The 26,358-nt window shown below is 65.9% G+C and carries 24 protein-coding genes, 1 tRNA gene and 1 pseudogene; 15 read left to right on the top strand and 11 right to left on the bottom strand.

Annotated elements, in window-relative coordinates; all coding sequences use genetic code 11:
* Window positions 1–22: 22 nt before the first annotated feature.
* Window positions 23–1,024 carry a chemotaxis protein CheB gene (locus CFB24_RS06335; RefSeq protein WP_088519746.1) on the bottom strand — a complete coding sequence of 334 codons (1,002 nt, stop codon included), beginning with the start codon at window positions 1,022–1,024 and terminating at the stop codon, window positions 23–25.
* Window positions 1,025–1,188: 164 nt separating this feature from the next.
* On the opposite strand from CFB24_RS06335, the gene CFB24_RS06330 reads away from it, so the two are divergent.
* The 4 genes and pseudogenes from CFB24_RS06330 to CFB24_RS22290 all read left to right on the top strand — a co-directional run.
* On the top strand, window positions 1,189–4,296 hold the full coding sequence (locus CFB24_RS06330; RefSeq protein ID WP_088519745.1) for a CheR family methyltransferase: 3,108 nt from the start codon (window positions 1,189–1,191) through the stop codon (window positions 4,294–4,296).
* Between the two features lie 212 nt (window positions 4,297–4,508).
* Complete coding sequence (locus CFB24_RS06325; RefSeq protein WP_088519744.1) at window positions 4,509–4,958, top strand: DUF4126 domain-containing protein; 450 nt, start codon at window positions 4,509–4,511, stop codon at window positions 4,956–4,958.
* A complete protein-coding gene (locus CFB24_RS06320; protein WP_088519743.1) occupies window positions 4,955–6,316 on the top strand; it encodes an FAD-containing oxidoreductase in 1,362 nt (453 codons plus the stop codon). Before CFB24_RS06325 ends, CFB24_RS06320 begins: the two co-directional genes overlap by 4 nt.
* 36 nt (window positions 6,317–6,352) lie before the next feature.
* Window positions 6,353–6,514 (top strand): annotated as a pseudogene (locus CFB24_RS22290) (alpha/beta hydrolase); the annotation flags it as partial.
* Here the strand turns inward: CFB24_RS22290 and CFB24_RS06315 are convergent.
* The 6 genes from CFB24_RS06315 to CFB24_RS06290 form a co-directional block, all read right to left on the bottom strand.
* Window positions 6,511–9,222 (bottom strand): sensor domain-containing protein, encoded by a 2,712-nt coding sequence (locus CFB24_RS06315; RefSeq protein WP_088519742.1) that lies wholly within the window; start codon window positions 9,220–9,222, stop codon window positions 6,511–6,513. The pseudogene CFB24_RS22290 and the gene CFB24_RS06315 sit on opposite strands and share 4 nt — an antisense overlap.
* Window positions 9,215–9,673, bottom strand: a complete 459-nt coding sequence (locus CFB24_RS06310) for a hydrogenase maturation protease (RefSeq protein WP_088519741.1) — start codon at window positions 9,671–9,673, stop codon at window positions 9,215–9,217. The genes CFB24_RS06315 and CFB24_RS06310 overlap by 8 nt, the downstream gene beginning before the upstream one ends.
* Before the next feature lie 7 nt (window positions 9,674–9,680).
* Complete coding sequence (locus CFB24_RS06305; protein WP_088519740.1) at window positions 9,681–11,186, bottom strand: nickel-dependent hydrogenase large subunit; 1,506 nt, start codon at window positions 11,184–11,186, stop codon at window positions 9,681–9,683.
* Between the two features lies 1 nt (window position 11,187).
* Window positions 11,188–12,129: an NADH-quinone oxidoreductase subunit B family protein gene (locus tag CFB24_RS06300; RefSeq protein WP_088520100.1), complete on the bottom strand. Its 942-nt coding sequence runs from the start codon at window positions 12,127–12,129 to the stop codon at window positions 11,188–11,190.
* Between the two features lie 405 nt (window positions 12,130–12,534).
* Window positions 12,535–12,723, bottom strand: coding sequence for a hypothetical protein (locus tag CFB24_RS06295; protein ID WP_088519739.1), 189 nt, complete (start codon window positions 12,721–12,723; stop codon window positions 12,535–12,537).
* Window positions 12,724–12,765: 42 nt separating this feature from the next.
* Window positions 12,766–13,188, bottom strand: coding sequence for a hypothetical protein (locus CFB24_RS06290; RefSeq protein ID WP_111390648.1), 423 nt, complete (start codon window positions 13,186–13,188; stop codon window positions 12,766–12,768).
* A 316-nt stretch (window positions 13,189–13,504) separates the two neighbouring features.
* Here CFB24_RS06290 and CFB24_RS06285 point away from each other — a divergent pair, with 316 nt between their 5' ends.
* Together CFB24_RS06285 and CFB24_RS06280 are read left to right on the top strand one after the other, a co-directional pair.
* The gene (locus tag CFB24_RS06285; protein WP_088519737.1) at window positions 13,505–13,921 is read left to right on the top strand and encodes a CopG family transcriptional regulator; all 417 of its coding nucleotides are present in this window, start codon (window positions 13,505–13,507) and stop codon (window positions 13,919–13,921) included.
* Window positions 13,922–13,952: 31 nt separating this feature from the next.
* On the top strand, window positions 13,953–15,017 hold the full coding sequence (locus CFB24_RS06280) for an extracellular catalytic domain type 1 short-chain-length polyhydroxyalkanoate depolymerase (protein ID WP_088519736.1): 1,065 nt from the start codon (window positions 13,953–13,955) through the stop codon (window positions 15,015–15,017).
* Between the two features lie 282 nt (window positions 15,018–15,299).
* Here the strand turns inward: CFB24_RS06280 and CFB24_RS06275 are convergent, their stop codons facing one another.
* The 3 genes from CFB24_RS06275 to CFB24_RS06265 all read right to left on the bottom strand — a co-directional run bounded on the left by CFB24_RS06275 (window position 15,300) and on the right by CFB24_RS06265 (window position 16,385).
* Window positions 15,300–15,614: a type II toxin-antitoxin system RelE/ParE family toxin gene (locus CFB24_RS06275; protein ID WP_088519735.1), complete on the bottom strand. Its 315-nt coding sequence runs from the start codon at window positions 15,612–15,614 to the stop codon at window positions 15,300–15,302.
* A gap of 6 nt (window positions 15,615–15,620) precedes the next feature.
* A complete protein-coding gene (locus CFB24_RS06270; RefSeq protein ID WP_088519734.1) occupies window positions 15,621–15,875 on the bottom strand; it encodes a ribbon-helix-helix domain-containing protein in 255 nt (84 codons plus the stop codon).
* Window positions 15,876–16,004: 129 nt separating this feature from the next.
* Window positions 16,005–16,385: a hypothetical protein gene (locus CFB24_RS06265; RefSeq protein ID WP_088519733.1), complete on the bottom strand. Its 381-nt coding sequence runs from the start codon at window positions 16,383–16,385 to the stop codon at window positions 16,005–16,007.
* Between the two features lie 34 nt (window positions 16,386–16,419).
* Here CFB24_RS06265 and CFB24_RS06260 point away from each other — a divergent pair, with 34 nt between their 5' ends.
* From CFB24_RS06260 to CFB24_RS06250, 3 genes are read left to right on the top strand one after another with little or no spacing between them, the layout of a single operon-like run.
* Entirely contained in the window at window positions 16,420–18,054 is a 1,635-nt protein-coding gene (locus CFB24_RS06260) for a recombinase family protein (protein WP_338064162.1), read from the top strand.
* On the top strand, window positions 18,054–18,965 hold the full coding sequence (locus CFB24_RS06255) for a plasmid partitioning protein RepB C-terminal domain-containing protein (RefSeq protein ID WP_088519731.1): 912 nt from the start codon (window positions 18,054–18,056) through the stop codon (window positions 18,963–18,965). Before CFB24_RS06260 ends, CFB24_RS06255 begins: the two co-directional genes overlap by 1 nt.
* Window positions 18,962–19,876, top strand: coding sequence for a plasmid partitioning protein RepB C-terminal domain-containing protein (locus CFB24_RS06250; protein ID WP_088519730.1), 915 nt, complete (start codon window positions 18,962–18,964; stop codon window positions 19,874–19,876). The genes CFB24_RS06255 and CFB24_RS06250 overlap by 4 nt, the downstream gene beginning before the upstream one ends.
* Before the next feature lie 843 nt (window positions 19,877–20,719).
* Here CFB24_RS06250 and CFB24_RS06240 read toward each other — a convergent pair.
* Window positions 20,720–20,809: transfer RNA gene (locus tag CFB24_RS06240), tRNA-Ser, on the bottom strand.
* 352 nt (window positions 20,810–21,161) lie between these two features.
* Between CFB24_RS06240 and rplU the strand changes: the two genes are divergently transcribed.
* The 6 genes from rplU to CFB24_RS06210 all read left to right on the top strand — a co-directional run bounded on the left by rplU (window position 21,162) and on the right by CFB24_RS06210 (window position 26,340).
* The gene (gene rplU / locus CFB24_RS06235; RefSeq protein WP_088519728.1) at window positions 21,162–21,476 is read left to right on the top strand and encodes a 50S ribosomal protein L21; all 315 of its coding nucleotides are present in this window, start codon (window positions 21,162–21,164) and stop codon (window positions 21,474–21,476) included.
* Window positions 21,477–21,542: 66 nt separating this feature from the next.
* Complete coding sequence (gene rpmA / locus CFB24_RS06230) at window positions 21,543–21,812, top strand: 50S ribosomal protein L27 (protein WP_088519727.1); 270 nt, start codon at window positions 21,543–21,545, stop codon at window positions 21,810–21,812.
* A 162-nt stretch (window positions 21,813–21,974) separates the two neighbouring features.
* Window positions 21,975–22,535: a GNAT family N-acetyltransferase gene (locus tag CFB24_RS06225; protein WP_088519726.1), complete on the top strand. Its 561-nt coding sequence runs from the start codon at window positions 21,975–21,977 to the stop codon at window positions 22,533–22,535.
* 76 nt (window positions 22,536–22,611) lie between these two features.
* Entirely contained in the window at window positions 22,612–23,682 is a 1,071-nt protein-coding gene (gene obgE / locus CFB24_RS06220) for a GTPase ObgE (protein WP_088519725.1), read from the top strand.
* A 168-nt stretch (window positions 23,683–23,850) separates the two neighbouring features.
* Window positions 23,851–24,984: a glutamate 5-kinase gene (proB, locus tag CFB24_RS06215; RefSeq protein WP_088519724.1), complete on the top strand. Its 1,134-nt coding sequence runs from the start codon at window positions 23,851–23,853 to the stop codon at window positions 24,982–24,984.
* 63 nt (window positions 24,985–25,047) lie between these two features.
* Window positions 25,048–26,340 carry a glutamate-5-semialdehyde dehydrogenase gene (locus CFB24_RS06210; RefSeq protein WP_088519723.1) on the top strand — a complete coding sequence of 431 codons (1,293 nt, stop codon included), beginning with the start codon at window positions 25,048–25,050 and terminating at the stop codon, window positions 26,338–26,340.
* The last annotated feature ends 18 nt before the right edge of the window (window positions 26,341–26,358 follow it).

The raw sequence follows: 26,358 nt of genomic DNA, 5'->3' as shown, positions 1-26,358 counted from the left end.
AACCGTCTCTCCGTATAGCCGCCTAAGCGGAGCCGTCAACCGCCAGGTTGCATTGCGTCGCGCGCATGCGATCGGCGAGCGCCCGGCAGTCAGCGGCTTTTTTCTCAAGATGGTCAGCTCCTTCGCGATCGCCGCGCGCGGCGGCTTCCCGCGCCGGGCGCCGCGCCAGCATGGCCTGCTCCCGCAACGCCCGGATCGCGGACCAGACAGCGCTTTCCGTATTTTCCGCAAGGTTGGCGAACAAGGCCCGTTCGGTGAAGGCGTGGCCCGTATGACAGCGATAGCGCGTCGGCGCGGCGCCGCGCAGGCGCATCAGCCCGCCGCCGCACTCGGGACAGGTCAGTAGGGTCGGTTCGCCCAGCGCCAGGGCCTCCTCAAGCGGCGGCGGATGTCCGCCCGCGAACGCGGCCTCGGCGATCAGCGCCGAGCGTTCCCCGCCGGGCGCCGCCCCCGCCGGCTGCTGCGCCAGCTCGATCAGGCGCGGCCCGATCTCGCGCAACGGCAGGCAAACATCGACATCGACATGCGCCAGCGCGCTCGCCGGCATCGAAGCGGCCCAGGCCTCGCTGGGATCCTGAACCACGGCCAGCCCCCCGCACAATTTGATCGCCTGCAGGCCGGCGGCGCCGTCATCGAGAAAGCCGGTCAGGACGACCCCGATCACGCGCGGCCCGAACGCCAGCGCCGCCGAGCGGAACAGCGGATCGACCGCCGGACGGAACCGGTTCTCCCGAGGTCCTGAGCTTAGCCGCGCCACGCCGCCGTCCTCGACCAGAAGATGCCGGTCCGGCGGCGCGACATAGACGCGGCCGGGACGCATTTTCTCGCCATCGACAGGCGACGCGACGGGCATGGTCGATCCCCGTTCGAGAATCTTCGGCAGGAACCCGGGGCTTTGCGGCGACAGGTGCTGGACGATCAGCACGGCCGCCGGCAAGGCCCGGGGCAGCGCGGCGAGCACGACCCGCAAGGCCTCGATCCCCCCCGCCGAAGCTCCGATCGCGATGACTTTCGATTCGGGCATGACGGCGCTCCCTCGTCTCCCAACGCGCGACAGGGCGAAATGGGGCGCCGTTCGGCTTTTATTTCAAACGGTTGTACTTGCGCTATGGTCAAACTGCACAAAATTGCGCGACATTGGGCGGAAAGAGATCCATCCAGAATTCGACTCGTCAAGGAGGCCAGGTCATGGCCCAGAATGGTGAAAGCCGCTCGCTTCCACGCATCCCCGTCGTCGGCGTCGGCGCCTCGGCGGGCGGGGCCGAAGCCTTGCAACGCCTGTTCGAGGCGCTTCCCGCCGATCTCGACCTCGCCTATATCGTTCTGGTTGATCTCGATCCCGGCCATGGCGGCGAACTGTCGGCGATCCTGGCGCGGCGCACCGCCATGCCTGTCGCCCCGGTCAACGAACCCAAGCCGATCACCGCCAATTGCATCTACGTCCTCCCCCCCGACCGCCGGCTGCTGATCACCGACCAGGAAATCGCGCCGGCCGCCTTCATCGAGCCGCGCGGCCAGAGGTCGCCGGTCGACGAATTCTTCCGGTCGCTGGCCGACCAGCACGGCGATGGTTTCGCCATCGTGCTGAGCGGCGGCGGTTCGGACGGCGCGCTGGGCGTGCGCGCCATCCGGGAAAATGGCGGGATCGCGCTGGCGCAGGACCCCAACGAGGCGGAATTCGGCTCCATGCCGCGCGCGGCCATCGCCAGCGGCGTCGATTTCGTGGCGCCGATTTCCGGCCTCGCGCGCTGCCTCGCCGAACTGGCGCGGTCGAGGCCGCGGGCGGCGCGGCAATGCGAGATGGCCGACGAAGCCGCTTTGCGCCGCATCCTCGCGCAGTTGCGCGCGCGGCTGGGTCAGGATTTCTCGGGCTACAAGCGCGCCACTCTGCTGCGCCGCATCGCCCGGCGGATGCAAGTGGCGCAGACCGCGCGCATGGAGGATTATCTCGCCTATCTGAGCGACCGGCCGGACGAAATCGGCGCGCTGTTCAACGATCTGCTGATTTCCGTCACCAGCTTTTTCCGCGACCCCGCCGCCTTCGCCGCGCTCGCCAGCGAGGTGATCCCGCTGGTGTTCGATGCGCCCGGCCGCGACCAGGCGATCCGGATCTGGGCGCCCGCCTGCGCCACCGGCGAGGAGGCGTATAGTCTCGCCATTCTGCTGCTGGAGGAGGCGGCGCGGCGCGAGGCGCGGCCGGACATTCAGATTTTCGCCACCGACCTCGACGAGCAGGCCCTCGCCGTCGCCCGCGAGGGGCGCTACCCCACGGCCATCGCCACCGACGTGTCCGAGGACAGGCTGCGCCGGTTCTTCATGCGCGAGGGCGATCAATACCGCATCCGCCGCGAGGTGCGCGACCTCGTCGTCTTCGCCGCGCACAGCCTGTTGAAAGACCCGCCGTTCTCGCGCATCAACCTGATTTCCTGCCGCAACCTGCTGATCTATCTCGACCGCGACCTGCAGAAACAGGTCTGCTCCGTGCTGCATTACGCTCTGCTGCCTAACGGCTTCCTGTTCCTGGGCGCGTCGGAAAGCGCCGACAGTCCCTCCGGCCTGTTCACCTCGATCGACCGGGAATCGCGCATCTTCCAGGCGCTCGACCGCCCCCGCGACAAGATGCTGTCGCCGCCGCGCCTGTTCACCCCCGCGCGCGGCCCGGAAACGCCCAATGTGGCGCGCCTGCCGCCCGCGACGCCCACGGTGAATTCCTCGATGCACCGGCAGGCGCTGGAAGACATCGCGCCGCCGAGCATGCTGGTGGACGAGACCCATTGCATCGTCAATCTGTCGGAGACCTGCGGCAAGTTCGTGCTGCATCCGAGCGGCCCGATGACCGCGGATGCGGCGGAGATCGTGCGGCCGGAATTGCGGCTCGAACTGCGCGCGGCGCTGCGGCGCGCCTTCGAGTCGAACCAATCCACGGTCACCCCGCCCATCCCCGTGCAGTTCGACGCCAAGCCCCGGGCGGTTGTGCTCAACGTCCGCCCGGCCCGCCGCGACGACGGCGCCCGCGGTGCCATGGCGATCTTTCTCGAAGGCGGCGAGGTCGAGCCGGCGGCGTCCGACGCCGGCCTGTCCTCCGAACAGTCGGCCGTGGTCGCGCAATTGCGCGAGGAATTGCACGCGACCCGCACCGCGCTGCGCGCCACGCGCGAGCAATATGAGGCGGCGACCGAGGAGCTGCGCGCCGCCAACGAGGAATTGCAGTCGATCAACGAGGAATATCGCTCCACCGCCGAGGAGCTGGAAACCAGCAAGGAGGAGCTGCAGTCGATCAACGAGGAATTTCAGACGCTCAACACCGAGCTGAAACTCAAGCTCGAACTGGTGTCGCGCGCGCACAACGACTTGCAGAACCTGATGAGCGCGACCGACGTCAGCACGATGTTTCTGGACTCGACCCTGCGCATCCAGCGGTTCACGCCGCGCATGGCGGAGCTGTTCAACATCGTCGCCGGCGACGAGGGCCGGCCCGTCACGGATTTCACCCATCGGCTCGAATACCCGGACCTTGTCGCCGACGCGCAGCGGGTGCTGGCCGATCTGATTCCGCTCGAACGTACCGTCCGCACCACGGGGGGGCGCTGGTTCATGATCCGGCTGCGGCCCTATCGCACGCTGGACGACAAGATCGAGGGCGTGGTCGCCACCTTCGTCGACGTCACGGATCGGCTCGAGTCCGAGGAGGCCTGGACGGCGCGTCATCGCCTGTTGCTCGACGAGCTGGCGCATCGCGTGAAAAACACCCTGGCGGTGGCGCAGGCGATCGTCCGGCAGACCTTGCGCGACAGCGGCGCCAATCCCGCCGCGCTCGCCGCGCTCGACGAACGCCTGTCGGCGCTGGGCCGCACCCATGCGCTGCTGGTCGAGAGCGAATGGCGCGGCGCCAGTCTCGACAATGTGGCGCGCGACCAGTTGCAGCCCTATCTCGGCGGCGGCCGCGCGGCGGTGCAGTTGTCGGGGCCGCCGGTCATCCTGTCGCCGGCGCTGGCGACGCCGCTCGGCCTCGCCATCCACGAGCTCGGCACCAACGCCGCCAAGCATGGCGCGCTCAGCGCGCCCGAAGGACGCGTGCTGCTGAGCTGGCGCGCCAGCGACCTGAGCGACGGCTTGCGCATGCTCGAACTCACCTGGAAGGAACAGGGCGGTCCGCCTGTGCGAGAGCCCAGCCGCCGCGGTTCGGGCCTGCGCCTGATCGAACGGAGCATCAGCGAGGCGCGCGTCGAAATGGAGTTCCGGCCGGAAGGCCTGGTCTGCTGCATCGTCGCGCCGCTGTCGGAAGCGGAACGATAGCGGCGGGCGGGCGCCCTGATCGCGGACCCGCGCGTCGCGCTTGTCTTCACGCCCGAACCGTCGCTTTTGCGGAGACGGCGACATTCCCGGCCCAGGAACCTTCGACCGCGATCCGCCGTTTTCGCCATGCGGGGCGCGCGGCTGCGCCGGTTCGCGCGCAGGACCGAAAGATCGTCGCCCCGACGCGTGCGGCTGCAAGCAAGTGAGAAAAAATGTTGATCCTTCTTGCTTTCCTCATCGGCGTCATCGCCGGACTTCGCTCCATGACCGCGCCGGCGGCCATCGCTTGGGCCGCCTGGCTCGGGTGGCTCAACCTGTCCGGCTCGTGGTTGGCCTTCATGGGCGCGACCTGGGCGGTTGGCCTGTTCACGATTCTGGCGGTTGGCGAACTCATTGTCGACCAGCTTCCCTCAACGCCGAGCCGGACCGCGCCGCCGCCCTTGGCCGCGCGCCTGATCATGGGGGCGCTGTGCGGCTTCGCTATCGGCGCGCCCCATGGCGGCGGACTCGCCGGCGTGATCGGCGCGGGGGCTGGAGCCTATGGCGGAGCCGCCGTCCGCGCCCGACTCGCGGAAGGTTTCGGCAAGGATCGGCCGGCGGCGTTCGTTGAGGACGCCGTCGCGATCCTCGCGGCCGGTCTCGTCATCGCGGCCGCGGCATGAGAACGTTCGACGCGATCATCATTGGCGCGGGACAGGCCGGCCCCTCGCTCGCGAGCCGCTTCAACGACGCGGGCGAAACGGTCGCGATCATCGAGCGCAAGCATGTCGGCGGCACGTGCGTGAACACCGGCTGCAAGCCGACCAAGACCCTGGTCGCCAGCGCCTACGCCGCCCATCTCGCACGTCGCGGCGCCGAATATGGCGTGGTGCTCGATGCGCCCGTGAAGATCGACATGCCCAGGGTGATGCGCCGCGCCCATCAGGTGACGCTCGACAGCCGCCACGGCAATGAAAAGTGGCTGGAGGGCATGAAGAATTGCACGCTGATCCGAGGCCACGCCCGGTTCGAGGACGGCAACACGATCCGCGTCGGCGAAGACGTCCTGACCGCGCCGCGGATATTTCTCAATGTCGGCGCGCGCGCCGCGATCCCGGATTTCCCCGGCCTCAAAGAAATTCCTTTCCTGACCAACAGCGACATGGTCAGGCTCGACCGGGCGCCGGACCATCTGATCGTCATCGGCGGCAGCTATATCGGGCTGGAATTCGCCCAGATGCACCGCCGTTTCGGCGCCGAGGTGACGGTGATCGAGAAGGGGCCGCATCTCGTCGGCCGCGAGGATCAGGAGATTTCCGAGGCGATCCGCGCCGTCCTCGAAGCCGAGGGCGTCAAAGTGCTGACAGGCGCCGATCGTCTCAGCTTCAGCAAACATGCGCGCGGCGTCGCGGTTCATGTCAACGGCGTGGACATCGTCGGCTCCGACGTGCTGCTCGCCGTCGGCCGCCGCCCGAACACTGACGATCTCGGCCTCGACAGGGCCGGCGTCGAGACCGATGCGCGCGGCTATATCAAGGTCGACGACCGCCTCGCGACCAATGTCGCGGGCGTCTGGGCGCTCGGCGACTGCAATGGCAAGGGCGCCTTCACCCACACCGCCTACAACGATTTCGAGATCGTCGCGGCGAATCTTTTCGACGGGGCGGACCGCTGCGTCTCCGATCGCGTGCCGGGCTACGCGCTTTATATCGATCCGCCGCTGGGGCGCGTCGGCATGACCGAGACGGAAGCGCGCAAAGCCGGCCGAAAAATCCTGGTCGGCTGGCTGCCGATGGACCGGGTCGGCCGCGCCGTCGAAAAGGGCGAAACCCAGGGCTTGATGAAATTCATCGCCGACGCCGACACGCGCGAGATTCTGGGCGCCGCCATCCTCGGCGCGGGCGGCGACGAGGCGATCCATGGCGTGCTCGACATGATGAACGCGGGCGCCGCTTTCGATCAGCTGCGCTGGGCGGTTCCCATCCATCCGACGGTCTCGGAATTGTGGCCGACCGTCGTCCTCGGCATGAGGCCCGGCTGATTCAGGGCGAGCCAACGGAAACGGAGCGTTTCCATGGGCGACGCCAATGGCGCGCCCCACCCGGAGGCCGGCGCCTGCGCCAAAATGTTTGCGGGGAAATGCCAGCGCCGGATCGTCAAGGGCGGCGTTGGTCACAATCCGCCGCAGGAATCCCTGCAAGCTTTCGCGCAGGCGTTCGTCGACGCTGACCGGTTCTAGCAGGGGGCGCTCGACCTTGGCGCGCGGCGACGGTCATCGTTCCCTCGGCTCGGCTCCGTCTGGTCCGATCCGGCGCCCGGCGCGGCGTCCATATGGCGCAAGATCTTCTGCATGTTTTCGACGTCGACCGGACGGCTGTAAAAGTAGCCCTGGGCCTGATCGCAACCGAGCCCTCGCAGGAAATCGGCCTGGGCGGGCGTTTCGACGCCTTCGGCCAGCACTTTCAGATGCAGGCTGTGGCCGAGCGCGATGATGGCGCGGGTGATGGCGGCTTCGTTCTCGCCGAACGGCAAATCGGTGATGAAGGAGCGATCGATCTTCAGCGACTGCACAGGCAGGCGTTTGAGATAAGCGAGCGACGACTGTCCCGCGCCGAAATCGTCGATCGACAAGGCGATCCCGAGGGCGCGAAGACCTTCGAGCGCGCGGGCGCTCTTTTCGGGCTGGCGCATGACGTAGGTTTCGGTGACCTCAAGCTCCAGCCAGTCCGGCGGCAGGCCGGTCTCGGCGAGGATGCGCGCCACCGTGGCGACAAAATCGGCGCGCTCGAGTTGAAGCCCGGACATGTTGACGGCGATGCGATGCGGTCCCAGGCCCGCCCGACGCCATTCCTCGCCCTGGCGGCAGGCCGCGCGCAAGGCCCATTCCCCGAGCGGCACGATCAGGCCGCATTCCTCGGCGATGGCGATGAACTTGTCCGGCGGAATCATCCCGCGTTCGGCATGCCGCCAGCGCGCCAGCGCTTCGGACCCCACCAGGCGCCCGTCGGCGAGCGAGAACTGCGGCTGATAGTGCAGAAAAAGCTCGCCGCGCTCCAACGCCGCGCGCAATTCCGCCTCCAGAAACAGTTTTTCACGCGCCTTCGCCATTAGGCTGGCCTCGAAGAAGCGGAACTGGTCGCGCCCTTCCTCCTTGGCCTTGTAGAGGGCCAGATCGGCGTTCTTGATCAGCGTCGCCGCATCGGCGCCGTCGTGCGGGAAGCAGCTGATGCCAACGGACACGCGGATTTCAAGCCGGTGGCCGTCGATGCTGAAAGGTTTTGCCAGCGTGTGAATGATTTTTTCGGCGATCCGGGCGGCGGCGTCCGGGTGCGCCACGCCTTGCGCCAGCACGATGAATTCATCGCCGCCCAGCCGCGCGATAATGTCGCTTTGGCGCAGGGCGCGCTTGATCCGCCGCGCCACGCCGCGCAACAGTTCATCGCCGACCGGATGGCCCAAAGTGTCGTTGACATATTTGAAGCGGTCGAGATCGAGGAACAGCACCGCCAGATTGGTCCGGTCGCGCCGCGCCAGCTTGAGCGCCTGTTCGCAGCTGTCATTGAAGGACTGGCGGTTGGGCAGGTCGGTCAAGGCGTCGTAATAGGCGAGATGGTGGATGTGGGCGGCGGCGCGCTTCTGGTCGCTCAGGTCGTAGAACACGCCGATGTAATTGATGACGTCCCCGCGGGAATCGCGCACGGCGGAAATGCTCTGCCACAGCGGCGTGACCCCGCCGTCCTTGCGGCGGTCCCAGATTTCGCCCTGCCATTCTCCGGCGTTTTTCAGCTCGCGCCACAGGGCCCGGTAGAAGGTGGCGTCATGGCGGTCGGATTTCAGCACGGCGGTCGTCTTGCCGACGAGTTCTTCGTGCTGGTAGCCGAGGATGCGGGTGAAGGCGCGGTTGATCCTGAGAATCCGGGTTTTGGCGTCGGTGATGACGACGCCGTTGAGGCTGTTGTCGAACACGCGCGCGGCGAGGCTGATCTCCTCGTCGGCCTGCCGCCGCGCGGTGATGTCCTGCATGGTGCCGGAGACGCGGAGCACGCGCCCGGCGTGCGCGTGCATCACGCCGCGCAAGTCGATCCATTTGATGCGGCCGTCGCCGAAACGCAGCCGGCAGGCGTGGGCGAACGGAGCCCGCGCCTTGACGGCGGCGCGAAACGCGCGAACCAGTTCGTCGCGGTCGTCGGGATGCGCCAGCGCCACAAAATCCCGCCCCGAGGCCAGCGGGTGCGACAGCTCGCAGGTTTTGCGCAATTCGTCGGACCAGTCCAGGATCCGATTGGTGGCGAGGTCAAGCTCCCATCGGCCGATTTGCGCGATGCGCTGCGCCTCGCGCAGGTGCCGCTCGCGCACCTCCAGGGCGTCGCGCTGCAGGTTCAGGGCGGTGATGTCGGTGGCGCAGACCACGGCGCCTTCCTCCTTGCCCTGGGGATCGGTCTGCGGGCTGGCCTCGATCCAATAATCGCGATAGGCGCCGTCCGCGCCGAGCAAATGATGCTCCGCCTCATAGGCGCCGGCGACGCGCATCAGCTCGAACAGGTGCGAATAGACCGTCCAGGGCGGCTTGATCAGGCGTCGCTCCAGCGCGGCGCGCTCGTCCGGCGGCAGCCAGTCGTCGAGCGCGCGCCCGGCGACCTCGCCTTCGGCGGCGGCGAGTTCGTCGTGGAACCGCCGGTTGACCTGGAGGATGCGGCCCTCGGCGTCGAGCACGATCATCAGCGCTCCCGAGGTGTCCATCACCCGCCGGGTGAAGGCGGCCTGGCCGCTCTGGCGCAGGTTGGCGGCGCGCAAGTCTTCCGCCTGTCGCTCCACGGCGCGCAACAGGGCGTCGGCGCCCGCCGCGCCGGCGCTCATCTGATCCTGGATCGCCGCATTGGCGAGCCGCAGCGCCTCGACCTCGACGCGCAGCCGCTCCAGTTCTTCGTGCAGGGCGGGGTCAGCCATGACCGTCCTCGAAACAAGGGCCGAGCAGGCGCGCGACCTCGCCGGCGGCCGCCGCCACGGCCGGGGAAAGGCCCGGCTGGAACGGCCTGTGGCTCGCCGCCTCGATCCCGATGATGCGGATCTCGGGGCGGGGGCCGGGCAGGGCGTTTAGCGCCCGCAAGATATAGCCTAGCCCCATGCCGTGCGGCGCCGGCGTGGTTTCGGCGTCGATCCCTTCCGGCGCCAGTTGCGCGATGCGGCCGGGCGAGCCCGCGGGCGCGAGCGCGTCGACGACGATAGCCTCGTCGCAGTCCTCGAACAGCGCGAGCGCGGCGGGGCCGGGCGTTCCGGCCTCGATCACCTCCAGCCCTTCCGGCGGTTTGCGCGCCGAAAGCGCCGCGAAAACCGCCGCGCCGACCCCGTCGTCGCCGTGCAGCGGATTGCCGAAACACAGGATGCGGCGGCGGATCATGGCCGCCTCAAACGCCAAAATGCAGCTTGCGGCCGCTGTCCAGCATGTGGACGGTGCAGACCAGACACGGATCGTGCGAGCGGATGACATGGCCGATCTCGATGGGATCGTCGGGATCTTTGACGCGCACGCCCACCAGGCTCTGCTCCCAATGGCCGGGCTGGCCGGCGCTGTCGCGGGGCGAGGCGTTCCAGGCGGTGGGCGTGATGATCTGGTATTTCTCGATGACGCCGTCCTTGACGCGAATCCAGTGGCCGAGCGCGCCGCGCGCGGCCATGGTCAGGCCATGGCCCTCGCCGTCGCCTTCGTGCGCCGGCGGCAGGAAATGCGGCCCGGACAGATCACCCGCGAGCTGATCCAGCATTTGCCGCGCGAAACGAAGTTCGTGGGCGACCCGGCGCACGCGGGCGAACTGGCGCAACCACGCGCCGCCGCCCTCCTCGGCGTAGAGCGAGGCGACCAGCGCGTCGCCGCCGATCAGCAGTTCGGCGAGCGGCCCGGTCTGCACCACGGCGTCGCCGTAGCGCGGCGCCTTGGCCCAGCTGTAGCGGTCGCCGTCGGGGGCGTAATTGGGGATGGTTTCGCCCTTCCACGGATGCCGCCCCCCCTCGTAAGGGCGGAACCAGGAATGACGCACATGCTCGTTGATCCGGCCCTGGTCGAGCGGCGCCGTCGCCGCGCCGTCGTAAAATCCGGCGGCCAACAGCGGGGCGTCGGGGTTTTCGGGATCGCGCCAGGCGCCGAAGCTCAGCAGGGCGCCGACGCCCGCGGCGGTCTTGTGCAGATCCAGCGCCCGCGCCGCGCGCGACAGCAGGCCGAGCGCGCTGCGCGCATGGGCGGGCGTTTCCAGCAAGGCGAAATAGTCCTGGGCCGTGTCGAGCGCCAGCCAGGCGTCGAGCGGCGCGCCGATCACCCGCGTCTCGTAAAAGCGTTGAAAACCGTCGAGCAGGGCGCGGCAGGCGATCAGTTTCCGCATATCCGCCGGCAGGGTGACGCCCCCTGGCGCCATATAGGAGGAATGTGGCCATTGGCCGCCGAAATGGGCGATGATCTTCACCGCCTCGCGCGTGGCGGCGAGCGTTTCCAGATAGAAGGCGCCGCGAAACGGCTCGAAACCGGCCAAGGCTTCGTCGAACCACGGCTCGTTCTGATAACGCGGGTTGCAGAAATCCGGGGCGAAGAACAGCAGGGTCTGGCGGAGATCGTTCTGCAGCCCCTCCGCCAGCAGGCAGAGATTGCGGATGCGCACCGCATGGGGCGGCGGCGTCACGCCCCAGGCGTGCTCCAGCGCCAGCGTCGCGGCGTAGAGGTGGGCCGTGCCGCAAATGCCGCAGACGCGCGGGGTGATCACCAGCCCGTCGCGCGCGGCGCGGCCGATCATGATCTGCTCGAAGCCGCGATACATGGTCCCGACCGTCCGGGCCTCGACCACGACGCCGTCTTCGAGCGTCACGCCGATTTCGAGGTCGCCCTCGACGCGGTTGAGATTGAGATTGAGCTGGACCCTCGCCATGTCAGACGTCCGTTTTCCTGGTCTTGAGGCGGGGCGGGGCGGCGGCGCGCGCCAGGTTTTTATAAGCCATATAGCGGGCGCGCTCGACGCCGGCCGGCAGGCGCAGCGGAATGTCGCCCACCTTGGCGGTGGCGAACAGATCGGCCTCGCGCGGAAAATTCGGCGCGGTGCAGCCGAAGCACGGGACGCCGGCCCGGGTCTTGCTGCTCACCCCGTTCCAGAGGTCGTCGTTGCATACGGCCTGGGTCGTCGGCCCCTGGCAGCCGAGGTTGAAGAACATGCACGCCGGCCCGCCGAGGTGGGCGTCCTCGATATTGTATTCGTGGTATTCGTTGCGGGAGCAGCCTTGATGCACCAGCGTGCTGAAAAAGGCTTGGGGCCGGTTCAACGCATCGAGCGGCAGGCTCATGCCGCTCGCCAGCGCGGCCAGCGTCTGGGTCATGGCGTGGGGATGCGCGGGGCAACCGGACACGTTGATGACCGGCAGGCTGGCGCCGGAGCGCCAATCCGCGGGCAGCAGGCCGCCGGGCTTGTCCTTGTCGAATTGCAGGCCCAGGCAATCCGAGGGGTTTGGGCTCGCGGCGTGGACGCCTCCGAAACTGGCGCAGGTTCCCATGGCGACCACATGCCCGGCTTGCGCCGCCAGCGCGCGGACGATGTCGATGCGGGCGCGGCCGTTGTAGGAATCGAACAGGCCGGAGCCGCGCGGCGCGGTGATCAGGCTGCCCTCGACGCACAGAATGTCGAGGCGTTGCGTCCCCGATGCGATGGCCGCGACCAATTCGTCGAAACGCTTCATCGGCGCGCAAGACAGCGACGGATGCCACAGCATTTCCAGGTCATGGGAGGTCAGCAAAGCCTCGAGGCTTGGCGCTTCCGCCGAGAGGATCGCCAGGGACTCGCCGCCGCATGCGCCCGTCTGTATCCAAAACAATGTTTTCACCAGACGCCTCATCGACCTGCGCAAGAGTGTCATTCTTAAAGCGCAATCGTTGCAATTGACTTAAGTATTTGTTCTAGCGTCGTCATGTTAGCGTTCGATGAGAGTAAGCATATATCTCCTTAGGTAAGCTGAGTCCTGCGGTTCAGAGGATGTTTGTATGTGAATGACAGGGTATGTCGCCGAAAATATGCGGTCTGATATGGCGTTGAAACATGTAAATCTAAAAAATTAAAGGCTTTGGAAGTCGGTCGGCGAATCTGTCCAAAGGTCTTTTTGGGCTTGATGCGACGCGTTCGCTGGCGAGGGAGGCGAGATCCCGGCAGAACGGAACATGGACGCCAACTGGCTGTGGGCGGTGGGGGAGAATGCGTCCAACATCCGAAGCTGGCCGTTCGGGCGACCTGGTCAGGTGGTTTTGCGCCCTGGCTCAGTCAGACGGGCCAGCATGGGGTGGATGACAGCCAACATTCGGCCGCGCACCCACGGTTCCATGACCTCGACCACGATCAAGCTGACCAGCAGGCTGAGCAAAAGCCCGGCCAACAACGCCAAACCCTGGCCTTCGCCAGACTGGCGCAACAGGCTATAGGCCACGCCGCCGCGCGCTCATGACAACCGCGCGGCGACCGCGAGCCATCAGCGCAGCGCGATGCGGTAGGCCCTTTCGACCCTCCGGGCGAAGGGGTTGCCGGCGTTGTGGCAGATCATCATCCGGCGCGCGTTATTCGCCCCCATTCTGATGCAGGAGGCCATGTGCGCGACGCCGGCGGCGATGCCGCCGGAGCAGGTGTGCGCGGCGGAGGGAGAGATGCCGAAGCGTGCGGGATCGCCGACCTGGAATATGCCGTGATGTCGCGTGTTGCCGTGAGGGTTGCACTGCATCCGGGATTCGATCTGCGCGATCTTGAGCGCGGTCGGAACCCATTGCGCGCCGATCTCCGACGAGACCTTGGCGGAAATCATGGAACGAACGGCGTCCGGGTTGGCGACATCGGTTTCGGAAGCCGTCGCGGCGGTCGGCGTCGCGGCGAGCGCGACGAGGATCGTCAAAAATTTCAAACTGTTGCTCCTATAGCGTTCACCACTTGCGCGTGGCTCTGACCTCTTTGGGCATTCGGGTTTGGCGTGAGGGGTGGCAGATCCCGGAGGGGACCCGTGAGCGGTTGGCCGCCTGGCGCGTTTGCAAGCCGGGCGGCGGATAAGTCACGCAGAAACAAGGCTTTGAGGAGGCCGTTTTGTTGTGGGACCGTGGAGTTGTCATGGAGCGGATCGGGCCAATGCGGCGGGGCCGAAATCGTGAAAAACAGCGCCAGGGCCTTGCACTCGCCTTTTCGCCGCACCATTTGCCATCCACTGGGATGGTGGAGGGATGGTTATGGCGGGCAGGGTCGAGGAGTTTCGGCCGCGGGCGGATAGCGAGAAGATCACCATCAATCTCGGCTATGTCGACCTCGGCCAGATCGACCTTCTGGTGCAGGAAGGCTTCTATTCCAACCGCACGGATTTCATCCGCACCGCCATTCGCAACCAGCTTGACCGTCACAATGACGCCGTCAAGCAGTCGGTCGCGCGGCGCCAACTCGATCTCGGCCTGCGCCGCTATGGCCGGCGGGAGCTCGAAGCGGCGCGCGACGCCGGCGAGATGCTGCACATCCAGGTGCTCGGCCTCGCCGTCATCGAGCCGGACGTCACGCCCGAACTGGCGCGGGCGGCCATCGGCGCCCTGCACGTGCTCGGCGCGCTGCAGGCCAGCCCCGAGGTGAAGGTCGCTCTTCGCGACCGCCTGTCCTGAATTTTTCTCGTTCGAACAAGGACGCATGCGTATGGCGAGGTTTCCGAAGATCGACTTGCAGGAGGCGTCGCGCCTCACCCGCGCCGGGCGGCTCGACGAAGCCATGACGCTGCTGAAGCGCGTGCTGCCGGGCGGCGCGCCGGACAGCGCCGCGCCGGATTTGCGCGGCGCCGCCAAGGATTTGCTGCGCGGCTTGGCGGACAAACTGGGCGGACTTGAGGGCTTGGCCGGGCCGCAGGGGCCGGCGGTGTTCACGCCGCCGAACGCCCGATACGAGGCGCGCGTCCACGAAAGCGCGGCGGGGAGCCGGACCTACAAGCTGTACATTCCCAGCGGATATCGCGGCCAGGCGGTCCCGCTGCTGGTGATGCTGCACGGCTGCAGCCAGTCGCCGGACGATTTCGCCGTCGGCGCGCGCATGAACGAACTGGCGGAGGAGCAGACGTTTCTGGTGGCCTATCCGGCGCAGACCCGATCCGCCAACATGTCGAAATGCTGGAATTGGTTCAACGAGGCCGATCAGAAGCGCGGGCGCGGCGAGCCGTCGCTGATCGCGGGGATCGCGCGCGACGTCATCGCGGCGTTTCGAGTCGATCCCGCGCGCGTCTATGTCGCGGGCCTTTCGGCCGGCGGCGCGGCGGCGGCGGTGCTCGGGGCGGCCTATCCCGAGCTGTTCAGAGCCATTGGCGTCCATTCCGGCCTCGCCTGCGGGGCGGCGCGCGACATGCCCTCGGCCTTCTCAGCCATGAAGAACGGCGCGGCGGCCCCGATCTCCGGCGCCCGGGTTCCGACCATTGTGTTTCATGGCGAGGACGACAAGACGGTGCATCCGGTCAACGGCGATCATGTCATTGCGCAATCGACGGCCGGCGCGGAATTGCGGGCGCGATCGGAGCGCGGGATCTCGCCGGGCGGCATGCGCTACACCCGCACGATCTATACGGATCGGTCAGGACGGCCGGCGCATGAGCATTGGCGTCTTCACGGGGCCGGCCATGCGTGGTCGGGCGGCAGCCCGCGCGGCTCGTTCACCGATCCGCGCGGCCCCGACGCCAGCCGTGAGATGATGCGGTTCTTCGGCGAGCTGTCGGCCTGAAGCCGCTCCCGCCACCCGCGCGCGGTGACAAGGCCGGCGCGGCGCGCGGGACGCTTAGGTCGACATCAACCGGGCGGAGGCGTGAGATCGGCGGCCCCGAGGACATGCCGCTGTAACGGGCGATCCAGGGCGGCCGGGCTATTTTCGCGGGGAATGGTCAGGTGGCGGAGGGCAAGGGACGAAAATCCAACGTTCTCCGGGCGGAGGCTCTGGCTGGTGGGCGCTTAAACTATAAAGCGAGCCAAAAACAGATATTTGGCAGATTTTCACCGACCCGTCGCGTCACACTGCGAAATCATCGCGAAAACGGTCGATCTGGTGCATGCGCTCATGCAGGATCGTCACGACGCCAATGTCGCCATTGCCGAGCCTACGCCAATATACGAAATGCCTTTCGTACCGGAAAACATAGCCCTCGACGCCGAACTCGGCAGGGACCGGGCGTGACGCCGCCTCACGCGTCTCGATCTTGCCGAAGGCTTCGAACAGGCCGTTGATGTAGCAGTCGGCTTGGTCGACGCCCCATCGGTCGCGTGTGGTGCGGTAAATGTCATCCAGGCGGTGGGATGCCGCCTCCTGGACGCGAACAGAGGCCATCGGGCGCTAGACCTTGTTGCGCGCAATGACGTCCGCTGCTGTAAGCGGCTGGTAAGACTGCTCTGGAGCAGCGAAGGCGCGCGTCAATTCCGCCTTCAGCAGGTCGAAGGCTTCCTTCTCCGCCCGCTCCTTGTCGCGGCGGATGAGGTCACGGATGTACTCGCTGACGTTTTCGTAGGAGCCGGTCTCGCCGACGTTGGCGGCGACGAAGTCGCTGAGCGCCCCGCTGACCCTGACCGTCATTGTTGTGGTGCGAGCCATTGTAGCATCTCCTAGCGACCAGCCTGTATTCAATATAACCAAAAATGACTACAGAGCAAGATGCTGGAGCAATCCGCGGCGCCGCCCGGCAAAAGTCAGGCGGTTCGACCTCCACCGGCGGTTGGCGGCTCATGTCCTGCCGCCGTTCATACTCCGGACGGCCAGCAGCAAGTCCGCTATGGCGTCTTCGGCGACCGCCAGCTTGACGGCCACGATCAGGTCCTGGCGTCCCGCCATCTTCAAGAATGTATGCATGATTTCATCGGAATGGTGGGCAAGAGCGACGAGGTGCTCGCCGCTCGGCCCATAGCGGCCGGAAAACCAGTTCTTCACCGTCCTCTCGTTGGCGCCGGTCCAGCCCGCAGCCGTCTTAACGGCTGCATGCGTCGAGCCAAGCGCCCGGTGCAGCGCCGCGGCGATCTCGCTCGCAAAGCTCCCCTGCGCCAAAGGCTCGTCAATAGGACATCCGTTTCGGTCCGGAAAGAACTTGCCCTTTTTCGGAAACGACATTCCCCCCTCCTCGGCGTTAGAAATTCGAGGAGAAGTGAGCCACGACAATCGCCAGAATGGCGCATTGCGCTCGAACCTGCGCGAGGATTTGCTGGTGAGGAGGCGACCCTCAAATATGCCCCAATCGGGCGATGACGATGCGAGCGCAGCGACGCCGGCGGTTGCTTACGTCCGCATGTCGACCGACCATCAAAAGTACTCGACCGAGAATCAGCTTGACGTTATTCGCCGTTATGCGACCGCAAGGGGTTTGCGGATCCTGCGCGTTTACGAAGACTCCGGCCGAAGCGGCCTGCGGATCGACGGCCGCGAGGCTATCCAGGCTCTGATCGCCGAGGTTCGATCCGGGACGGCCGACTTCACCGCCATCCTGGTTTACGACGTCAGCCGTTGGGGCCGGTTTCAGGATGCCGACGAAGGCGCCTACCATGAGCATGTCTGCTCCCGCGCCGGCATTCGCGTTCATTATTGCGGCGAGCAGTTCGAGAACGATGGCAGCATCGGCTCCAATCTCTTGAAGACCGTCAAGCGCGTGATGGCCGGCGAATACAGCCGCGAGCTGTCGGTCAAGGTGTTTGCTGGTCAGTGCCGGCTCGTCGAACTCGGCTTTCGCCAAGGCGGCGCGCCGGGCTACGGCCTGCGGCGGGTTCTGATCGACGAGCGCCGCAATGTGAAAGGACAGCTCGGTCGCGGCGATCGCAAGAGCCTGCAGACCGACCGGGTCGTGCTGGCGCCTGGGCCCCCGCACGAGGTCGAACTCGTTCGACGCATGTATCGGATGTTTGTCGAAGACGGCCGGTCCGAACGCGAAATCGCCGCTACGCTCAACATGGAAGGGATAGCAACCGATTGCGGTCGCTGGTGGACGCGCGCTTCGGTCCACCAGATTCTCACCAATGAGAAGTACATCGGCAACAATGTCTACAACAAGGTCTCGTTCAAGCTGAAGCAGCGGCGTGTCGCGAACCCGCGCGAAATGTGGATCCGCGCGGAACGCGCGTATCCCTCAATCATTGATTTGGCGCTCTTCGAGCGGGCGCGCGCCATCGTCGATGTGCGAGCCCGGCATTACTCGGATGAAGATCTCCTGTCGCTGCTTCAGACTTTGCTGGACCAGCAGGGCATGCTCTCGGGGATGGTGATCGACGAGCGGGAAGATATGCCGTCCTCCAGCATTTACCGTCATCGCTTCGGAAGCCTGCTGCGCGCGTATGAGTTGATCGGTTATGACCCCGATCGCGATTATCGCTATATCGAAATCAACCGTGCGCTCCGTCGCGCTCATCCGCAGATCGTCGCCGACATCGTTGCTGGCGTGCAGCGGGCAGGCGGAGCCGCCGCCCAGGATCCGGTGAGCGAACTCCTGTCGATCAATGGCGAGTTCACCGCCTCGGTGGTGATTGCGCGTTCTTTCAAGACGTCGAGCGGAGCGCTGCGCTGGCGCGTTCGCCTCGACGTCGGCCTCGTCCCGGATATGACGATCGCCATCCGCTTGGACGAGCGCAATGTGGCCCCCCTCGACTATTATGTCCTGCCGAGCATCGACATGAACACGCCGCGCTTGAAGCTCGCCGAGCAGAATGGGCTGTCCCTCGACGCCTACCGTTTTGAAAGTCTCGATTTCTTTTTCGCTCTCGCCGGCAGAGTCAGATTTGCGGAGGCAGCCTGATGACAGACGGCATTCCCCTCGATAAGCGCAAACGGGTTACACTGATCCCGACAGACCGCATCCGGATCCTGAACCCGCGTGTCCGCAACCGCCGCAACTTCGACGATATTGTCGACAATATCGCCAGGATCGGGCTGAAGCGGCCGATCACGGTGAGCAGGCGTCCCGCCACCGAGCCCGCGGAGTACGATCTCGTCTGCGGTCAGGGTCGCCTCGAAGCCTTCATTCAACTCAAGCAGCCGGCGATTCCGGCCATCGTGGTTGAGGCCAACGAAAGCGAATGCTTGGTGATGAGTCTCGTCGAGAACTGCGCCCGCCGGCAGCATCGCGCGATCGACCTCATGCAGGAGGTCGGCGCGCTGCGAAAGCGCGGCTACAATGACCGGCAGATCGCGGACAAGATCGGCGTCAGTTCCGATTACGTCAAGATGATCGCCGGCCTTCTGGAACGAGGCGAAGAGAGGCTCGTTTCCGCTGTCGAGACCGGGCTGATGCCGTTGAGCCTCGCCATCGAGATCGCGCGCGCCGACGACGAATGCGCTCAGCGCGCTTTGACCCAAGCCTACACGGAGAAAAAGCTGCGGGGCAAAAAGTTCGCGGCGGTTCGGCGGCTTCTCCAGCAACGACAGCGCCGCGGACCACACATGATAGAAAGTTCGTTCGGCCGGCGAGATTCCTCGCATCGACCTCTCACGAGCGACGCGCTCGTTCGCGCGTACCGCCAGGAGGCCGATCGCCAGAAGCTCTTGATCAAGAAGGCGGAGGTCACGCAAAGCCGGCTGCTGTTCGTCGTCGAGGCGATCCGCGCACTGCGCGCTGACGAAAATTTCGTCACTCTTCTGCGCGCTGAAGGGCTGGATTCGATGCCCGCCTATCTCGAACAATGCCTCGAAGCGAGGCCAGGCCAATGAAACTTGCCCCGTGTCGTCCCGAGACCGTCGCCCTTGCTTTCGAAAACGACTGCATCGTCTTGCCCATCGCTGCAATCTTGCCCGTGCGGACCCTGCGCAAGACGGTGAAAGCGAGCCAGAAATATCGACAGATCGCCGCCTCGGTGCGCGAAGTCGGGCTGGTCGAGCCACCGGTCGTCGCACGGAACCTGACGCAGCCCGACGTGTTTCTGCTCCTCGACGGTCATCTCAGGATCGAGATCCTGAAAGACATGGGACGGACGGAGGTCGAATGCCTCGTTTCAATGGATGACGAGGCCTTCACATACAACAAGAGGATCAGCCGGCTCGCAGCCGTGCAGGAACACAAGATGATCCTGCGCGCGATCGAGCGCGGCGTGCCGGAGGATAAGATCGCCAAGGCGCTCGACATCAACGTCCATACCGTTCAGCGCAAGATTCGGATGCTCGAAGGCATCTGCGAGGAGGCCATTGCATTCCTCAAGGACAAGCCCTGCCCAATGGCCGTCTTCGAGATTTTGCGGAAAATGAAGACCCTGCGCCAGATCGAGGCGGCCGAACTTTTGATCAACGCCAACAACTACTCGGTCGCCTACGCCTCGGCGATCCTCGCGGGAACGCCACAGTCGCACCTCGTCGATGCCGGCAAGCCGAAGCAGGTAAAAGGCGTGACGCCCGAAGCGATGGAGCGCATGGAACGCGAACTGGGACGCCTGCAGCAGTCGATCACCTCGATCCAGGACTCCTATGGCAAGGACCACCTGCAGCTGACCGTGGTCAGAGGCTACCTCGCAAGGCTTCTCGGGAACGGGCGGATCGTTCGTTACCTGATGCAGCATCGCCCGGAATTCATGACCGAATTTCAGGCGATTGCCGACATGACCTCGACGCTGCCATCCGAGGCAACGTAGCGGTTGAGTTTTGGCTTGATCGGGATCCGGACCCGATAAGCGCGGGGACCGCGGGAGACGCCGCGCGGTGGGGCGGATCGATCGCGGCGGTGGGAATGGCGGCGCCCCCGCTCGGAGCCAGGCCCGACGAGGTTTCCCCGGCCGCGTGACTCGTGTTTGCGGTCGCGATGGAGGAAGGGGCGTGCCCGTAGAGCATCAACGCCGCTCCCGGCACGCCCACGCCTGGCATCGAGCATGTCGCGCCACTTCAGGAGGTGGTCCTCGGTGACCTGCGCCATGTCGTCCGTGCCGCAGTGGGCAATCATGCGGTCGAAGTAATGTCGGTACTATTTCGCCCTGTACTCGTCCCGCTTCCGATCCTTGCAGTAGCCGGCGTAGAGTTTCTCAAACTCGGTGTCGTCGCTCGCCGATACGCCGCATTGCTTCGGGTCGGGAAACCTAACCGCCCTGGGATCCTCCGAGTGGTCCCCGCATGAGTTCCGCTTGATGACCTCCGCTGCCTGAATCGAGGCGTCGTTCACCGCGTGCAGGAGTCTGAGGGAGCGGATGCTGGTCCTGACGTTCTGGAAATATCGTTCGTATTCGAGCGCAACGGAGAGGAAGCGAGCCTTGATCTCGGCGTCCGTTCTCTTGCTGAGCGAACGCTTGATGATCGGCTGCCCCCGACGAGCGCCAGCACGTTCTTGGGGACGCGTTTGCGGAAGCACCAAATGCCGCGGAGCAGAACGGGAGTCGCCATGCGTATCGCCATCGCCTGTGTACCCGGGATGTGTACCCCAAGGCGCGTGACGAAAGCCTTAATCCCGGTGGAATCTCAGGGTTTGCTGAGATTTTTGATGGTTATGGCGGAGAGGGAGGGATTTGAACCCCCGATACGGTTGCCCGTATGCCGCATTTCGAGTGCGGTGCTTTCAACCACTCAGCCACCTCTCCAGTCCAGGTGTTCGGCAAGCGGGGCTCGCCGGTGGTGAGGTGGCGCAATAACATGGTCTCGCGCGCCAACGCAAGAGCCTCAAGCGACGCAAACAACGAAAATCGTTATCCGCCGCCTTTCGCGTCCCGCCAGCGCGCGCGACGCACGCGGCTCTTGACTTGCGCCTCGCCTTGCGGTTATCAAACCCAACGGTTTGTCGTGGCTTTCCGCCGCGACTTTTTGTTTTGGTCTCGCCAAACATCCGTAAGCCGGGTTTTCGAGCTTCGCTCAAGACCCACCCCTGCTGGTTCAGCTGCAAAGAAGCCGATCCGAGCGCAAGCTTGAGATCGGTAGAGAACACGAGGAAAAACGATGTTCGCAGTCATTAAAACCGGCGGCAAGCAGTATCGCGTCGCCGCCGATGAACAGATCACCGTCATGTCGCTCGAAGGCAATGCCGGCGACAAGGTCACTTTCTCCGACGTTCTGCTCGTCGAAAAGGACGGCGCCGCCACCATCGGCGCGCCTTTCGTGGCGGGCGCCTCCGTCACCGCCGAGATCGTCGAGCAGGCCCGCGGCCCCAAGGTCGTTTCCTTCAAGAAGCGCCGCCGCAAGAATTCCAAGCGCAAGCGCGGTCACCGTCAGGATTTGACCCTCGTGCGCATTCTCGAAGTCGTCGCCGCCTGAGCGCGTAGGCTTCATTAAACTGGAACTCGGCCGCGTTCGCGGCGTTAAGGATTTCGGAGCAGGACAATGGCTCACAAAAAGGCAGGCGGTTCTTCCCGCAACGGGCGCGACTCTGACGGTCGTCGCCTCGGCGTGAAAAAGTTCGGCGGCGAAGCGGTCGTGGCCGGCAACATCATCGTGCGTCAGCGCGGCACCAAATGGCACCCCGGCGCCAATGTCGGCATTGGCAAGGATCACACCTTGTTCGCTCTCGTCGATGGCAAAGTGCTCTTTAAACACCAAGGGGTCCGTTCGGTCATTACCGTAACCCCCGCACCGGCTCTGGCCGCAGAATAATTCGGGAGATGGATTGGTCTCCCGGCGCAAGTCCCCGGGAGGCCTTTCAAAGGCCAAGTTTCCGAACCAAGACCGCCCAGATCTTCCGGTACGGAATCTCCAGCGCCAAGCTGCAAGGGGGACGCGCGCGTTCCCCTTTTGCTTGTGAACTGGAGTGATGACATGTTCCCGGATCTCGCCCGCGACGACGTCTTCCGCCTCGAAACGCGCCGGCTGTGGCTGCGCTGGCCGCAAGCCTCCGACGCTCGCGCGCTTGCCGCGTTGGCCGGCGATTGGGAGGTGGCGCGGCTCACCGCCAACATTCCGCATCCCTATACGCTGGAGGATGCGGCGCAATTCATCAGGGACAGCCGGATCGGCAATGGGCTTGGCCGCCACATGCGGCTGGCGATGACGCTGAAGAGTGAAGCGCTGGCGCCTATCGGCATGGTCAGCGTGCATCCGAGCCCGGAGGGGCCCAGTCTCGGCTATTGGCTGGGCCGGGCCTATTGGGGGCAGGGCTTCGCCGCCGAGGCCGCGGCGGCACTGATCGACGCCTGCTTCCTTGTCACCCAGGCGTCGGCGCTGACCGCCGCCTCCATGCCGGAGAACGTCGCATCGCAGGCGGTGCTGCGCAGCGTCGGGTTCAAGCCTGCGGGCGAAGCGCCGGCGCCCGGCCGCCATGCCGGCGGCAAGGCCCTGATGTTCGCGCTCGATCGCGAAAGCTGGGCGCGCGCCGCGTGAGGCGCTGGATTTTGCGGGCGCCGCTTGAGGCGGCGTCCGGCTTGGGCTAGAGCCTGTCGATGAGAGAAAAACAACAATGAAGTTCCTTGACCAGGCCAAAATCTATGTCCGCTCCGGCGATGGCGGGGCGGGCTGCGTGTCGTTCCGGCGCGAGAAATTCATCGAATTCGGCGGTCCCGACGGCGGCGACGGCGGGCGCGGCGGCGATGTCGTGGCCGAATGCGTCGAGGGTCTGAACACGCTGATCGACTACCGCTACCAGCAGCATTTCAAGGCCAAGACCGGCATGCACGGCATGGGCAAGAACCGCGCCGGCGGACGCGGCGCCGACGCCGTGCTGAAAGTGCCGGAAGGCACGCAGATTTTCGAGGAAGACGGCGAAACCCTGATCGCCGACCTCACCGAAGTCGGCCAGCGCGTGGTCATCTGCAAGGGCGGCAATGGCGGGTTCGGCAACCTGCATTTCACCACCTCGATCAATCGCGCGCCACGCCGGGCCAATCCGGGCCAGGATGGCGAGGAGCGCACCATTATCCTGCGCTTGAAACTGATCGCGGACGCCGGTCTGGTCGGCTTGCCCAACGCCGGCAAGAGCACGTTCCTCGCGACGGTGTCGGCGGCGCGGCCGAAAATCGCCGATTATCCCTTCACCACGCTGCATCCCAATCTCGGCGTCGTGAATAGCGACGGGCGCGAATTCGTGCTGGCCGACATTCCCGGCCTGATCGAGGGCGCGCATGAGGGCCTCGGCCTCGGCGACCGTTTTCTCGGCCATGTCGAGCGCACCGGCGTGCTGCTGCATCTGGTGGACGGCGCCGGCGAGCATGCCGGCAAGGACTACAAGATCGTGCGCGGCGAACTGGAAGCCTATGGCCAGGGCCTCGCCGAAAAGCCCGAGGTGGTGGCGCTGACCAAGACGGACGCGCTCGATCCGGAGACGCTGAAGCAACAGGTCGAGCGGTTGAAGCGCGCCATCAAGAGCGCTGGGCCGGTTCTGGCCGAGGGCGAAAAGCCGCGCGCGCCATTGAAGATGTCGGCGGTGGCCGGCGAGGGCGTCGCCGAGGCTTTGCGCGCGGTGCTGGCGTTCGTGGACGAGAAGCGCCGCGAGGAGGCGGAGGCCGCGCCGGCGCCGGAATGGCGGCCGTAACTGTTGCCGTAACAGGCGACACCGTCTAATCCCGTCATTGCGAGCGAAGCGAATCCATCCAGGACTCTTGCGGTGGTTGGATTCTGGGTTGCTTCGCTGCGCTCGCAATGACGATCCGGATGTTTCGCGCAACTGGCGGGCGCCGGGTTTTATAGCCAGAGTCCCGCAATGTTCCTGCCCAACCTGCAAGATTTCAAGCGCATCGTCATCAAGGTCGGCTCGTCGCTGCTGGTGGACAGCAAGCGCGGCGCGGCGCGGCGCGAGTGGCTGCACGGGCTGGTTGACGATCTCGCGGAGTTGCATCGCGGCGGCGCCGACATTCTGGTGGTCTCCTCCGGCGCCATCGCGCTCGGGCGCTCCGTGCTGGGCCTGCCGAAGGGCGCGCTCAAACTCGAGGACAGCCAGGCGGCGGCCTCGGTCGGGCAAATCGCCTTGTCGCGCATCTGGGCCGAAGCCTTCGCGCAACGCGGCATTATCGCCGGGCAAATTCTGGTGACATGGCAGGATACGGAGGAGCGGCGCCACTATCTCAACGCCCGCGAGACCATTTCGCGGCTGCTGGCGCTGCGCGCGGCGCCGGTCATCAACGAGAACGACACGGTGGCGACCGCGGAAATCCGCTATGGCGACAACGATCGCCTGGCGGCGCGGGTGGCGACCATGGCGTCGGCCGACCTGCTGATTCTGCTGTCCGACATCACCGGGCTATTTGACGCGCCGCCGGCGAAAAACCCGGATGCGAAACTGATTCCGATGGTGCCGCGCATCTCGGCCGAAATCGAGGCCATGGCGGGCGGCGCCGCGTCGGAGCTGTCGCGCGGCGGCATGCAGACCAAGATCGAGGCGGGAAAAATCGCCACCTCCGGCGGCGCCCATATGGTGATCGCCGACGGGCGCCAGCCCAATCCGGTCGGCCGCATCGCGCGGGGGGAGCCCTGCACCTGGTTCCTCACCCCCTCGACGCCGGTCACCGCGCGCAAGAAATGGATCGCCGGCTCGCTGGCGCCGCAGGGCGTGGTGACCATCGACGACGGCGCCGCCCGCGCGCTGGCCTCCGGCGCCAGCCTGCTGCCGGCCGGCGTGACGGCGGTGGAGGGCGATTTCTCGCGCGGCGACAGCGTGATCGTGCGCGACGCCCATGGCGGCGAGGTCGGGCGCGGGCTGGTCGGCTATGACGTCGCCATGGCGCATAAGGTGATCGGCCGCAACTCCCGCCATATCGCCGACGAGCTGGGCGTCGAGGGCCGGTTCGAGATGATCCACCGCGACAATCTCGTTCTCGCGGGCGACCTTACCGAATGATCCAGCGTTTGCCGCGGCGCGGCGACTGCTGTTAAATGACTGACCCGATGTTGGACCTGTCGCATGGAAAGCCTGCACCTCGTTGACGGCGGCGCCGCCGAACTGGAAAATCTTCTGCTCGATCTCGGCCGCCGCGCCCGTCGCGCGTCGCGCGTGCTGGCTTTGGCGCCGCCGGAGCAGAAGAACCGCGCGCTGACCGCCGCCGCCGAATTTTTACGCACGCGAACCGCCGAGTTGATTGGGGCGAACGCGCAGGACATGGCGCGCGCGAAAGAGAAAAATCTCGCGCCCTCCATGCTCGACCGGCTGGCGCTGGATGAAAAACGCATCGCCTCTATGGCGCAGAGTTTGATCGATATCGCCGCTCTGCCCGATCCGGTCGGGCGGGTGCTGGACGTTTTCGAGCGGCCTAATGGCCTCAGAATCGAGCGGGTGGCGACGCCGCTCGGCGTGATCGGCGTCATCTTCGAGAGCCGCCCCAATGTCACCGCCGACGCCGGCGCGCTTTGCCTCAAGGCCGGCAACGGCGCCGTTTTGCGCGCGGGCTCCGAAAGTTTTCACTCGTCGCGGCTGATCCACGCCTGCCTCGTCGAGGGTTTGAAGGCGGCGGGTTTGCCCGAGGATTGCATCGTGTTGATCCCCACCCGCGATCGCGCGGCGGTGGGCGCGATGTTGGCGGGCCTTGGCGGCAATATCGACGTGATCGTGCCGCGCGGCGGCAAAAGCCTGGTCGAGCGGGTGCAGAGCGAGGCGCGCGTGCCGGTTTTCGCGCATCTCGAAGGCATTGTGCATCTCTACGTGGATTCGGACGCCGATCTCGCCAAGGCGGAAAAGATCCTGCTCAATTCCAAACTGCGGCGCACCGGCATTTGCGGCGCGACTGAAACCCTGCTGGTGGATCGCGCCGGGGCGGATCGCCTGCTGGCGCCTCTGGTGAAAACCCTGCTCGACGCCGGTTGCGAGGTGCGCGGCGACGCCGCCGCGCTGGCGGTCGATTCGCGGGTAAAACCGGCGAGCGCGCAGGACTGGTCCACCGAATATCTCGACGCCATTATTTCCGTGAAACTGGTCGACGGGGTGCAGGGCGCCATCGACCATATCGAGACGTTTGGTTCGCATCACACCGACGGCATTGTGACGGAAAATCAGGCCAAGGCCGACAAATTCCAGCGTGAGGTCGATTCCGCCATCGTGATTCACAACGCCTCGACCCAGTTCGCCGACGGTGGCGAATTCGGCTTCGGCGCCGAGATCGGCATCGCCACCGGGCGGATGCACGCGCGCGGGCCGGTCGGGGTGGCGCAGTTGACGTCGTTCAAATATGTGGTCCATGGCGACGGACAGACCCGGGCGTGACCTTTCTCCGCACGGCGA

The sequence above is a fragment of the Rhodoblastus acidophilus genome (genome assembly GCF_900187365.1).
Lineage (GTDB): Bacteria > Pseudomonadota > Alphaproteobacteria > Rhizobiales > Beijerinckiaceae > Rhodoblastus > Rhodoblastus acidophilus.
This window is presented reverse-complemented; position numbering and strand designations above follow the sequence as displayed.

Bases quoted from the DNA above. Each gene is read 5' to 3' on its own strand.
- proB (WP_088519724.1), top strand. From the start codon at position 23,851: ATGTTCCTGCCCAACCTGCAAGATTTCAAGCGCATCGTCATCAAGGTC.
- CFB24_RS06255 (WP_088519731.1), top strand. From the start codon at position 18,054: ATGACAGACGGCATTCCCCTCGATAAGCGCAAACGGGTTACACTGATC.
- CFB24_RS06270 (WP_088519734.1), bottom strand. From the start codon at position 15,875: ATGGCTCGCACCACAACAATGACGGTCAGGGTCAGCGGGGCGCTCAGC.
- CFB24_RS06265 (WP_088519733.1), bottom strand. From the start codon at position 16,385: ATGTCGTTTCCGAAAAAGGGCAAGTTCTTTCCGGACCGAAACGGATGT.
- CFB24_RS06280 (WP_088519736.1), top strand. From the start codon at position 13,953: ATGGCGAGGTTTCCGAAGATCGACTTGCAGGAGGCGTCGCGCCTCACC.
- CFB24_RS06225 (WP_088519726.1), top strand. From the start codon at position 21,975: ATGTTCCCGGATCTCGCCCGCGACGACGTCTTCCGCCTCGAAACGCGC.
- CFB24_RS06315 (WP_088519742.1), bottom strand. From the start codon at position 9,222: ATGGCTGACCCCGCCCTGCACGAAGAACTGGAGCGGCTGCGCGTCGAG.
- rpmA (WP_088519727.1), top strand. From the start codon at position 21,543: ATGGCTCACAAAAAGGCAGGCGGTTCTTCCCGCAACGGGCGCGACTCT.
- CFB24_RS06310 (WP_088519741.1), bottom strand. From the start codon at position 9,673: ATGATCCGCCGCCGCATCCTGTGTTTCGGCAATCCGCTGCACGGCGAC.
- CFB24_RS06305 (WP_088519740.1), bottom strand. From the start codon at position 11,186: ATGGCGAGGGTCCAGCTCAATCTCAATCTCAACCGCGTCGAGGGCGAC.
- CFB24_RS06330 (WP_088519745.1), top strand. From the start codon at position 1,189: ATGGCCCAGAATGGTGAAAGCCGCTCGCTTCCACGCATCCCCGTCGTC.
- obgE (WP_088519725.1), top strand. From the start codon at position 22,612: ATGAAGTTCCTTGACCAGGCCAAAATCTATGTCCGCTCCGGCGATGGC.
- CFB24_RS06210 (WP_088519723.1), top strand. From the start codon at position 25,048: ATGGAAAGCCTGCACCTCGTTGACGGCGGCGCCGCCGAACTGGAAAAT.
- CFB24_RS06285 (WP_088519737.1), top strand. From the start codon at position 13,505: ATGGCGGGCAGGGTCGAGGAGTTTCGGCCGCGGGCGGATAGCGAGAAG.
- CFB24_RS06325 (WP_088519744.1), top strand. From the start codon at position 4,509: ATGTTGATCCTTCTTGCTTTCCTCATCGGCGTCATCGCCGGACTTCGC.
- CFB24_RS06275 (WP_088519735.1), bottom strand. From the start codon at position 15,614: ATGGCCTCTGTTCGCGTCCAGGAGGCGGCATCCCACCGCCTGGATGAC.
- CFB24_RS06250 (WP_088519730.1), top strand. From the start codon at position 18,962: ATGAAACTTGCCCCGTGTCGTCCCGAGACCGTCGCCCTTGCTTTCGAA.
- CFB24_RS06320 (WP_088519743.1), top strand. From the start codon at position 4,955: ATGAGAACGTTCGACGCGATCATCATTGGCGCGGGACAGGCCGGCCCC.
- CFB24_RS06335 (WP_088519746.1), bottom strand. From the start codon at position 1,024: ATGCCCGAATCGAAAGTCATCGCGATCGGAGCTTCGGCGGGGGGGATC.
- rplU (WP_088519728.1), top strand. From the start codon at position 21,162: ATGTTCGCAGTCATTAAAACCGGCGGCAAGCAGTATCGCGTCGCCGCC.